1 protein-coding gene is annotated in these 12,851 nt (G+C 51.8%); it reads left to right on the top strand.

Going from position 1 to position 12,851, the window contains the following annotated elements; all coding sequences use genetic code 11:
* A partial coding sequence (locus BBG47_RS25425; protein ID WP_139070767.1) for a non-ribosomal peptide synthetase occupies positions 1 to 12,851 on the top strand: 12,851 nt, incomplete at both ends.

Here is a 12,851-nt window from a genome sequence, read left to right as displayed (position 1 = left end):
CGCCGATGCAGAAGGGAATGTGGTTCCATACAGCTATGGACAGCCAGGCGGGAGCCTATTTCGAGCTAACACGCCTAACGCTTAAGGGAGCGCTGAACATCGAAGCCTTCGCCGCAAGCTGGAATGAACTGGCGGCTCGGCATGCTGTATTCCGTACCAACTTCCTCGTCGATTCGAACGGCGAGCCGCTGCAAGTTGTATTTCGGAGCAAGCGCATCAGCGTGAAGTACGAAGATTGGCGTTCTCTGAATCCAAATGAGCAGGCTGTGGCGATTGAGAACGAAGCGGCCAAGGAACGCGCACAAGGCTTTGACCTTGAGAATGGGGATGTCATGCGCGTGTCCGTACTCCAGACGGCAGACGAGGTGTATGAAGTTCTGTGGATCTCCCATCACATCGTCATGGATGGATGGTGTCTCCCGCTCGTCGCTGCTGAAGTATTCAACACGTACTCCGCGCTGGTGGAAGACAAGAAGCCGATTCTTGCTTCGGTACCTTCCTATAATCATTACATTCAATGGCTGGAGCGGCAGGATGAATCCGCAGCCGCAGCCTATTGGAACAATTATTTGTCTGGATTTGAAGAGATGACAGAACTTCCGCATAGCAAGGGGCGCAGACATTCTGGTCAATATGAAGCAGGTCAGGTTCAGATCGATCTAGGTACAAGCCTGAGCCTCGCTCTCAATAAAGTTGCAACGCAGCATCAAGTGACATTGAATACATTGCTGCAGGCATCATGGGGAATTTTGCTCCAGAAGTACAACAGAACTTCAGATATCGTATTCGGCAGTGTTGTATCCGGCAGACCGGCAGAACTAGTCGGAATCGAAGAGATGATTGGTTTGTTCATTAACACGATTCCCGTGCGTGTGAGCAGTCAGGCGCACGAAAGATTTGCAGAAGTAATGACGCGTATGCAAGAAGATGCATTGTCATCTGCCAAGCACGACTACTATCCGTTGTATGAAATCCAAGCACAGTGCACCCTAAAGCAGGATCTCATTACTCACATCATGGTGCTTGAAAACTATCCGATGGAGCAGCAGCTCGATCAATTTAACAGTTCAGACGGCAGTGGACTGAAGCTGACAGACGTTACCGTAACAGAACAGACGAATTATGATCTGAACCTCATCATCATACCTGGCGACAATATCGTCATTCGCTTCGATTTTAATAAACAAGCACTCGAAGAAGCGGATATGAATGTGTTGAAGCAGCATCTGTTGCTTGTACTGGAACAAGTTGCATCGAATCCGCGGATATCCATAGGAGAGCTGCAGCTGGCGACGGATGAAGAGCGTGCCGTAATGATGAGCGAATTTAATGATACGTTCGTGACTTATCCGCGCGAGAAGTCGATCCATCGATTGTTCGAGGAGCGAGCTGAACAAGAACCAGACGCACTAGCTGTCGTGTTTGGAAATGAACAGATGACCTACGGAGCGTTGAATGCCGCAGCCAATCGAATGGCTCGGAGACTCCGGCATGCCGGGGTGACGAGCGGTGAACTGGTTGGCATCTGCGCGGATCGATCGCTGGATATGGTCGTCGGCTTACTGGCAATTATGAAGTCCGGCGGGGCTTATGTACCGATCGACCCGGCTTACCCTCAAGAGCGGATTAGTGCAATGCTCGAAGATACATCCATTGCGACGATGGTTACACAGAAGCATCTGTGCAGCTTATGGCCTGAACATCTTAACGTGATCGTGCTGGATGTTAACGAGACAGACGTAAGCGACTTAATGGAAGATATAGAAAGTACAAACCTGTCTATTGATGGGGCTGGAGACGATTTGGCATACATCATCTATACGTCAGGGTCTACGGGAACGCCGAAAGGGGTTTGCGTAACGCACCGCGGGGTGGTCAGGCTCGTATGCGGCGCGACGTATGTCGAGATCGACAGCTCGGATGTCTTCTTGCAAGGTTCCACAATCTCGTTCGATGCAGCAACCTTTGAAATATGGGGAAGTCTGCTGAATGGGGCTGCGCTGGCCATCTTGTCTCCTGGCAATGTGTCGCTTACAGATTGGAGCGAAGCGATTCAGCGTCATCGGGTGACGACGTTGTGGATGACAGCTGGTTTGTTCCAGGTCATGGTTGAACAGCAAATCGAGGGCTTCTACGGAGTCAAACAGCTGCTGGTGGGTGGAGATGTTGTATCTCCTACGCACGTGCGCAAAGTGATGGAGAAGCATAACGGTATAAGGGTGATTAATGGCTACGGGCCGACGGAAAATACAACCTTCACCTGCTGCCATACCATTACGGATGCTGATTTGGATCGAGGCTGCTCGATTCCGATTGGCCGACCGATTAGCAATACGCGAGTTTATGTGCTGGATGAAGCTGGGAACGCTCTTCCCGTTGGCGTATGTGGAGAGCTGTATGCGGGCGGAGATGGCTTGGCACGAGGATACTTGAATCGTCCGGAATTGACAGCAGAGAAATTCGTGAATGATCCATTTATCCCAGGTGAACGCTTGTATCGGACGGGCGATTTGGCGAGATGGCTGCCAGACGGTTCAATCGAATTTATCGGGCGCTGCGACGAACAAGTGAAGATTCGCGGTTACCGGATTGAACCAGGTGAGGTATTAGCCTATCTTCTGCGGGTCGATGAAGTAGGCGAGGCGGCTGTAATCGCGCGGGAGGATTCGAGTGGACAGAAGGAGCTATGCGCTTATTTCACAGCGGAAGTTGAGCTATCGGCTAGTGGACTAAGGGAGACACTGGCTCGTGAACTGCCAGCTTACATGCTCCCGTCGCATTTTATTCAGATTGAAGAACTTCCTTTGACACCTAACGGCAAGGTGGATCGCAGAGCCCTGCCTCAACCAGGGGAAGGAATGCGTTTGAATATGCAAATCCAGCCGCGCACGGAACTGGAAGCTAAGCTCGCACTCATCTGGAAGGATGTGCTTGGTCTCGAGAACGTAGGCGTTACAGATTCATTCTTTGAACTGGGTGGCCATTCCTTGCGCGCGACGACCCTCGTCAGCAAGGTGCATCGGGAGTTGAGTGTTGTGCTGCCACTGCAGGATGTATTCCGCTACCCGACGATTGAACAAATGTCTCTCGCCATACAGGGGATGCAGAAGGAAAGCTTTGCATCCATACCTCGGGTGGAAGACCGAGAGTGGTACCCGGTATCTTCCGCGCAGAAGCGGCTGTTCGTTCTTCATCAGATGGAGGGCGCAGAACTGTCCTACAATATGCCGGGCGTCATGGCGATTGAAGGCAAGCTCCATCGCGATCGCTTGGAGGCGGCATTCCGCAGCTTGATAGCAAGACATGAAGTGCTGCGTACCGGGTTCGAAATGCACAACGGGGAACCCATGCAGCGAATTTACAGCGATGTAGAATTTACTGTCGAGCATTGGACAGTTGGAGATGTATCGGAAGCGAAGTCAGTCATTCGCTCGTTCGTACGGGTGTTCCAATTGAATAAGCCACCGCTGCTTCGGGTCGGACTGATCGAAGTGGACGCAGGTCGGCACCTGTTGCTGTTCGATATGCATCATATCATTTCGGACGGGGCATCCATGGGCATTCTGCTGGATGAATTCGTTGCACTGTATAGCGGCGAACAATTGCCTGAATTGCGTCTTCAGTACAAGGATTATGCTTCGTGGCAGCATTCGGAAGCATACTTGTCTAAGATGGAAGAGCAGAAGGCGTATTGGCTGGAGTCATTGCGAGGCGAGCTTCCGGTTCTGCAGCTTCCAGTGGATTACACTCGGCCTGCATTCCGCAGCTTTGCAGGAAGCACGTTGGAATTCATTATTCCTGCCGACAAGGCGGATCAGCTTAAGCAGCTTGGAGCGGGTTCGGATGCCACGATGTACATGGTGCTGCTGGCGTTGTATACGGCCTTGCTTCACAAGTATACCGGACAAGAAGACGTCATCGTGGGGATGCCGATAGCCGGTAGAACGCATGCAGACATCGAGCCGCTTATCGGTATGTTCGTCAACACACTTCCACTTCGCCATTATCCGGCTGGAGAGAAGACGTTCCGCTCCTTCCTGGAGGAGGTTCGGCAGTCCACACTACAAGCGTACGAGCATCAGGAATATCCGTTCGAAGAGCTCGTTGAACATATACAACCAACAAGGGATGTTAGCCGCAATCCAATATTCGATACTGTGCTTGTCCTGCAAAATACGGAAAAAGGCGCATGGTCCATCGATGGACTTGCCGTGACGCCGAATCCGATTGAGCATGCCGTTGCGAAGTTCGACCTTACACTTCATGTCGAAGAAGATGTCGATGGCCTGGCGTGCAGCATTGAATATGCAACCGCTTTGTACAATCGAGAAACGATCGAACGGCTGGCATGCCATTTCAATCAATTGCTGGAAGCAGTCATAAGCAATCCCGAAGCTCGGTTGGAGCAGCTTGGCATCATAACGGAAACAGAGAAGCAGCAATTGTTCGAACAGTTCAACGATACGTCAGCGGATTATCCGCGTGATAAGACGATTCACCGACTGTTCGAGGAACAGGTCGAAAGAACGCCTGATGCGATTGCTGTAACGGGAACAGACGGATTCTTGACTTACCAGGAGCTGAATGAACGGGCTAACAGCTTGGCGTGGGTACTCCGTGCAGAAGGCATCAGGGCAGATAAGCTGGTAGGCATCATGGCTGAGCGTACGACGGATATGCTTGTGGGGCTGCTCGCTATACTCAAGGCCGGAGGAGCTTACGTGCCAATTGATCCGGAGTATCCAGAAGAGCGCATCAGTTATATGCTGAGCGATTCCGGGGCGGATATTTTGCTATTGCCTCGCCATCTGCGGGATCAAGTCGTCTACGAAGGCACCGTGTTGTTCCTTGATGACGAGCAGACATACAGCGGGGACAAGTCCAACCTGCCATCAGTCAACAAACCTTCCGATCTGGCTTATGTCATCTATACATCGGGAACGACTGGCAAGCCGAAGGGTACATTGATTGAACATAAGAACGTCGTGCGGCTGTTGTTCAACAGCAGAAATCTGTTCGACTTCCGTTCAACCGATACATGGACGCTGTTCCACTCCTTCTGCTTCGACTTCTCGGTATGGGAAATGTACGGCGCTTTACTATACGGAGGGAAATTGGTGGTTGTGCCGCAGCTGACAGCCAAAAACCCTGCCATGTTCCTGCAGCTGCTGGCTGAAGAACGGGTAACGATTTTGAATCAGACACCGACTTACTTCTATCAATTAATTCGGGAAGCATTTGCAGATGGAAGTCCTGAATTGAACATTCGAATGGTGATCTTCGGCGGAGAAGCGCTGAGTCCGCAGCTGCTTAAGGACTGGAGAGCGAAATATCCGCGGACGCAATTGATTAATATGTACGGGATTACTGAGACAACGGTTCATGTCACGTACAAAGAGATCACGGAAACCGAGATCGAGCAGGCAAGAAGCAATATCGGATTCCCAATCCCGACCTTGCGCATCTATATTCTGGATGCGAATCGACAATGCGTGCCGATAGGCGTGGCCGGGGAAATGTTCGTCGCAGGAGAAGGGCTTGCACGCGGATATTTGAATCGCCCTGAGTTGACCGCGGACAGATTCTGTGACAATCCATTCGAACCGGGCAGCAAGATGTACAAGACAGGCGACTTGGCGAAGTGGCTGCCTGACGGCAACATTGAATACCTAAGCCGGATTGATCATCAAGTAAAAATTCGCGGATATCGGATCGAGCTAGGCGAGGTAGAAGCCCAAGTAACGAAGGTAGAATCGATTCGTGAAGCCGTTGTTATTGCACGAGAGGAGAATGGCGAAAAGCTGTTGTGTGCATATTTCGTGGCGGATCGGCAATTGACCGTAGGGGAAATGAGAACCGAATTGGCGCAGGAGCTGCCAGCTTACATGATTCCATCCTACTTCGTGCAGATGGAGCGGATGCCGCTTACCTCCAACGGCAAGGTTGACCGCAAGGCGCTGCCTGCACCGGAAGGCAGCATCAACACGGGCAAGGAATACGTAGCGCCGCGTACACCAATGGAAGCTAGCTTAGCCCGCATGTGGGAGGAACTGCTTGGAATTGAGCAGGTCGGCGTGACAGACAATTTCTTCGAGCTAGGCGGACATTCCTTAAGGGCAACTGCGCTGGTTAACAGGGTGCACCAAGAGATGAATATCCAGTTGCCGCTGCGCGATGTGTTCCGCTTCTCTACGATAGAAGAACTGGCAGCTGCCATGTCCGAGATGGCGGAGGAATCCTATTCTTCGATACCAGTTGCTGAGGCTCAGGATCATTATCCGGTATCTTCCGCTCAGAAGCGGCTGTATATCCTTCACCAGCTTGAAGGGGCGGAGCAGGGCTATAACATGCCTGGCATCATGCTGCTCGAAGGCGAGTTGGATCGAAGCAGGTTCGAGGCTGCATTCCGCAAATTGATTGCGCGTCACGAAATTTTGCGTACCGGCTTCGAGCTTGTGCAGGGAGAGGCTGTACAGCGAATACATGATACTGTGGATTTCGCGATTGAATATCGGAAAGTCGAAGAACAAGAGGTTCAGCAGCAAGTAAAACAGTTCATCCGCACATTCGAGCTTGATAAGCCGCCGCTGCTTCGTGTTGGGTTGATCGAGATTGCGGAGACGAAGGAACAGCATGTGCTTCTGTTCGATATGCATCATATTATTTCCGACGGCGTATCGATCGGTATCGTGCTGCAGGAAATCATGCGGCACTATCACGGGGAACAGGTACCGCCGCTTCATATTCAATACAAGGATTATGCGGCATGGCAGCAATCAGAGGCCCAGAAGGAACAGTTGAAGCATCAGCAAGCATATTGGCTTGGCCAATTCCAAGGTGAATTGCCGATATTGGAGCTGCCAACAGACTATGCTCGTCCGGCCATGCAGCAATATGGCGGTCTAACGCTGCCATTTAGAATCGATAAGGACGTGGCAGATGGTTTGAACCGAATTGCCGCTGACACCGGAACGACATTGTACATGGTGCTTCTAGCTGCTTATACCGTCATGCTGCACAAGTATACGGGCCAAGAAGACATCGTGGTCGGAACACCGATTGCCGGCAGAACACATGAAGAACTTCAACCGTTAATTGGTATGTTCGTCAATACGCTTGCCATTCGTGCTTATCCGGAAGGTGCTAAGGCATTCCGTTCCTATCTGGATGAGATTAGAAGCACAATGCTGGGGGCCTACGAGCATCAACAGTATCCATTTGAGGAATTGGTGGAAGGTCTGCAGTTGACTAGGGATTTAAGCCGCAATCCGCTGTTTGACACCATGTTCGCCCTAGACAATACGGACATGAAGGCTGATTCCCTGGGCGAGCTTCAAATGAAGCCATATCCGCTGGAATACACAATATCGAAGTTCGATGTGAGCTTGGATGTGAAGGCGGATGAGGCTGGGCTGGATTGCAGCTTCGAGTATGCGACTTCTTTGTTCAAATCAGAGACGATCCACCGCATGGCAGAGCATTTCAGCCAATTGTTGAAGGACATCGTCAATCACCCAGATGCGCAACTGGGCGAACTAGGGATGCTCACCGTGCACGAGAGCGACGAGATCTTGCAGGTGTTCAATCCAACTCGCTCATTGAAAGCTCCTGACGGAACGATTCATCGATTGTTCGAAGAACAGGCAGAACGGACACCGGAGCAACCTGCAGTCGTATTCGGGAATAAGCGCATGACTTACCGCGAGTTGAACGAACGGGCGAATAAGCTTGCGAGAACATTGCGGGCAGAAGGTGTGGAGCCAGATGACTTAATTGGCGTTATGGCTGATCGCTCGATTGATATGGTCGTGGCAGTTATGGCCGTCTTGAAGTCAGGCGGAGCTTATGTCCCGATTGATCCGGAATATCCGGAGGATCGCATTCGCTACATGCTGGAAGATGCGAAGGCAAGTATACTTCTGACGCAGTGTCATTTACAAGATAAAGTGACCTTCGAGGGAACGTGGGTGCTGCTGGAAGACGAAGCTTCCTATCATGAGGACGATACGAACCTGGAGCCGAACTGCGAGCCAGACCATCTCTGTTATGTCATCTATACATCGGGTACAACCGGCAATCCGAAGGGAGTCATGATCGAGCATCGTCAGCTTGCTGCGATGGCAGAGGCTTGGAAGGCCGAGTATGAATTGCATGAGCCGGGCATTCGCTGGCTGCAATGGGCGAGCTTCTCGTTCGACGTATTCTCAGGTGATCTCGCTCGCACACTGCTGCATGGAGGAGAGCTTGTACTCTGCCCGAGCGATACAAGAGCGAACCCAGGTGCATTAGCAGAGCTTCTTCGCAGCAGCAGTATTCAGATGTTCGAATCGACACCTGCTCTCGTCATTCCGCTTATGGAGCATGTGTATGAGCATGGCCTGGACATCGACAGCCTGAGATTATTAATTATTGGCTCCGATCTGTGTCCTGCAGATGAATTCCGCAAGCTGCGCCATCGCTTCAGTTCACACATGCGCATTATTAACAGCTATGGCGTCACGGAAGCTTGCGTTGATTCGAGCTACTATGAGCCGATTTCATCAGATTCAGTACGCTCTGTGCCAATCGGTAAGCCGCTTCCTTACGTATCGATGTACATTCTCGGTGAGAACTTGTCGCTTCAGCCTGTTGGTCTGGCTGGAGAGCTGTATATCGCAGGCGCTGGAGTCGGACGCGGATACTGGAATAGGCCAGAAATGACAGCAGACAAATTCGTGCGCGATCCGTTCGCTGACGGTCAACGCATGTATCGTACAGGGGATTTGGCGAAATGGCTGCCGGACGGCAACATTGAATTAATCGGGCGCACCGATCATCAGGTGAAAATTCGCGGCTACCGCATCGAAATCGGAGAGGTCGAATCGAAGCTGCAGCAAACGCCGCATATCCACGAAGCAGCCGTCGTCGCGAAGGAAGATGGAAGCGGGCGGAAGGTACTGTGTGCTTATTACACATCCGAGCGTGAGCTTACGGCAGGTGAATGGAGAGCTGCGTTAGCGAAGGAATTGCCGGCCTACATGATACCATCGCACTTTATGAGGCTTGAGCGAATGCCGCTTACGCCGAACGGCAAGCTGGATCGCAAGGGACTTCCAGCACCGGAAGGCGCTGCGTATACGGGGGCGGAATATGAAGCTCCACGCACGGATGCAGAGATTGCGTTGGCTGCCGCATGGCAGAGTGTCTTGCATGTGGAGCGGGTTGGAACGAATGATCATTTCTTCGAACTGGGTGGAGATTCGATCAAATCGATTCAAGTGTCATCGCGTCTGCATCAGGCTGGATACAAGTTGGAAATACGTGACCTGTTCAAATACCCGACGATAGCGCAATTGAGTCTGCAGCTTCAGCCGATCGGCAGGATAGCCGATCAAGGCGAGGTGTCTGGCGAGGCTGAGCTGACGCCAATCCAACGCTGGTATTTCGGACTGGATCTAGATGACATGCATCATTATAACCAGTCGTTCATGCTGTATCGGCAGGACGGATTTAATGAGGAGGCTCTGCGCAAGACTTTACGAACCATTGTGGAGCATCATGATGCACTGCGAATGGTATTCCGTAAATCAGAAGCTGGGGTTACGGCTTGGAATCGGGCAATCGAAGAGGGGGAGCTGTTCGACTTCCTTGCCTTCGATATCGCAAACAGTGGAGATGCTGAACAGGTTATCGAAGCGAAAGCGAACGACATACAGGCTAGCATCGATTTGCAGGGAGGGCCGCTTGTGAAGGCTGGATTGTTCCGCTGCGAGCAAGGCCATCATCTGCTCATCGCGATCCACCATGCTGTCATAGACGGAGTATCATGGCGCATCCTGCTGGAGGATATCGCGGCAGGCTACGAGCAAGCGTGCAAGGGTGACGACATCCGCTTGCCTTCGAAGACCGATTCTTATGCTGCGTGGTCACGGAGTTTAGTCGAATATGCTGCACACACGGATTTGGGTCATGAGCGCAGCTATTGGAGACACGTCTTGAACGCTGGAGCGAATCCGCTGCCGAAGGACTTTGACACAGAATCAAGTCTGCAGCAGGACAGTAATTCCGTCACCGTAGCTTGGAATCAACAGGATACGGAGCATTTACTGAAGCGGGTGCCCCGAGCCTATAACACCGATATGAATGAGATCTTGCTGGCCGCTCTCGCGATAGCCATACAGAAATGGAGTGGGCACAATCAAATTCTCGTCAACCTAGAGGGTCATGGACGTGAGCCAATCGCAGGCGAATTAGATATTTCACGGACAGTCGGCTGGTTCACAAGCGAATATCCGGTTCTGCTGCAAGCGGAGCGAGATCGAGGTTTGGCGTACCACATCAAGAGAGCGAAGGAAGAATTGCGGCAGATTCCGAACAAGGGAATCGGTTACGGCATATGCCGCTACTTGTCTGAGCCGCAAGATAGCTTGGAATGGGGAGCTACCCCAGAGATTAGCTTCAACTACTTGGGACAATTCGATCAAGACTCGATGGGAAGCGGCATGATGTTGTCTCCATATTCGAAAGGTTCCGATGGAAGCGCCTTGCATACACGTCAATATGCCCTCGACATCAATGGCGCCATAACTGACGGCATATTGACCTTGGATATGAGCTACAGCGAGAAAGAGTACCGCAAGGAGACGATGGAACTGCTGGCAGGCCATTTCCACGAGAGTCTGCTCGAGATCATCGACCACTGTGTCTCACGTGAGCAGACAGAATTGACGCCGAGTGATCTTCTCCTGCAAGGACTGAGTATCGAACAGCTGGAGCAGATTGCTGAAGAGACGAAAGAGCTTGGCATCATCGAAAATATGTACATGCTGACCCCGATGCAGAAGGGGATGTGGTTCCATAACGCTCTCGATGGTCAAGAAGGCGCATCGGGTGCTTATTTCGAACAAACCCGATTTACGCTGCGAGGTGTGCTGGATCCTGCCCTGTTTGCCCAGAGCCTGCACGAGCTGGCTGCACGGCATTCCGTGCTGCGGACGAACTTCTGCAGCTTGGACGGGGAACCGGTACAGGTGGTGTTCCGGGAAGGACGAATTACATTCACGTACGAGGATCTGAGCCAATTGTCAGCTGATGAGCAAGCAGTTGTGATGCAACGTGTTGTCGCGAGCGACAAGCTGCAAGGGTTCGATCTGGAACGCGATCCGCTTGTTCGCGTCACATTGATGCGTACGGAGACATCTAGCTGCCATGTACTGTGGAGTTCTCATCATATTCTGATGGATGGCTGGTGCTTGCCGCAGTTGACGGACGAGTTGTTCCGCATATACTCAGCTGTCACGAATCATGCAGCCGGAACTACTGAAGCTACTGGAACGGTCGGAACTTCCGGATCTGCAGGATCCATGTGGAACAAAGAGGCCAACCTGCCAGACTATAGCCGATATATCGAATGGCTGGCAGAGCAGGACATGAGTGCGGCGGCAGAATATTGGAACGGGTACTTGGCGGGATACGAGCAGCAGACACGATTGCCAAATGGGAAGATCACAGGCAAGGATAAGCCATATGTGCTGGAACAAGCGTCCCGCAAGCTCGGAATTGATCTTACTTCCCGTATGATTCGGATTGCCAAGCAGCATCAAGTTACGTTAAATACGCTGCTGCAAGCGGCTTGGGGGATCGTGCTTCAGAAGTATAACGGGACGCAAGATGTGGTGTTCGGCGGAGTCGTATCGGGTCGACCTGCTGATGTTCCGGGTGTCGAATCGATGATTGGACTATTCATTAACACGATTCCGGTTCGTGTAAGCTGCGAAGCCAGCGCAAGCTTCTCAGACGTGATGGAGCAGTTGCAAAATGCGGCACTCGAATCTGGGCGATATGATTATTATCCGCTCTATGAGATTCAATCGAGAACGTCACAGAAGTCGGAACTAATCAGCCACATCATGGTGTTTGAGAACTATCCATTGGACGAGCGAATGGAGCAAACCGGAGACGGTAACGACGGAGCTCTCGCTTTAACCGATGTTCAAGCAGCTGAACAGACCAATTATGATTTCAATCTAATGGTCGTGCCGGGTGATGAACTTATCATTCGCTTTGATTTCAACTCGGAAGTGTATGATCGCGGTCATATGGAACGGCTGCATCATCATCTGAAGTATGTATTGGAGCAAGTAACAGGCAATCCTGCAATCTCCATTGCTGAAGTGCAGCTCGCTACCGAAGCGGAGAAGGCAGAAGTCCAATCTGCATTCAATGACACAGCTGTCGACTACCCTCGCGAACAGACGATTCATCGGATGTTCGAAGAGCAGGTGCAGCGGACGCCGGATGCTGCAGCAGTGCTGTATGGGGATGACGTCATAACCTACCGAGAGCTGAACGAACGTGCGAACCGGCTGGCAAGGACGCTGCGTGCTGCAGGGGTTGAACCCGATCAGATTGTCGGTATTATGGCAGAGCGTTCTCTGGAGCTAATGGTTGGCATTATGGGGATTCTGAAGGCAGGAGGCGCCTATGTGCCTATCGCACCGGATTATCCAGAGGATCGCATTCGGTATATGCTGGACGATTCCAAGGCTCAGGTGCTGCTTGTTCAAGGAAGCGCGGGAGAAGCGGTTGACTTCGCGGGCCGCATCATCAATCTGGATGATGCAGAAGCATACGATGAGGACGGTTCGAATCCTGAGCCAGTCAACAAGCCGACCGATATCGCCTACATCATCTATACGTCGGGAACGACCGGACGTCCAAAAGGGGTTATGGTCGAGCATACTTCGGTCATCAACCGCTTGCTGTGGATGCAGAAGCGCTATCCGATAGGATCGGAAGATACGATTATGCAGAAGACGGCGATCACGTTTGACGTATCGGTCTGGGAGCTGTTCTGGTGGGCATTTGTCGGC

It is taken from the genome of Paenibacillus sp. KS1, assembly GCF_001680695.1.
GTDB lineage: Bacteria > Bacillota > Bacilli > Paenibacillales > Paenibacillaceae > Paenibacillus_B > Paenibacillus_B suaedae.
Note: the sequence above shows the minus strand (reverse complement) of the source record. Positions and strands in the feature narration are given on the sequence as shown.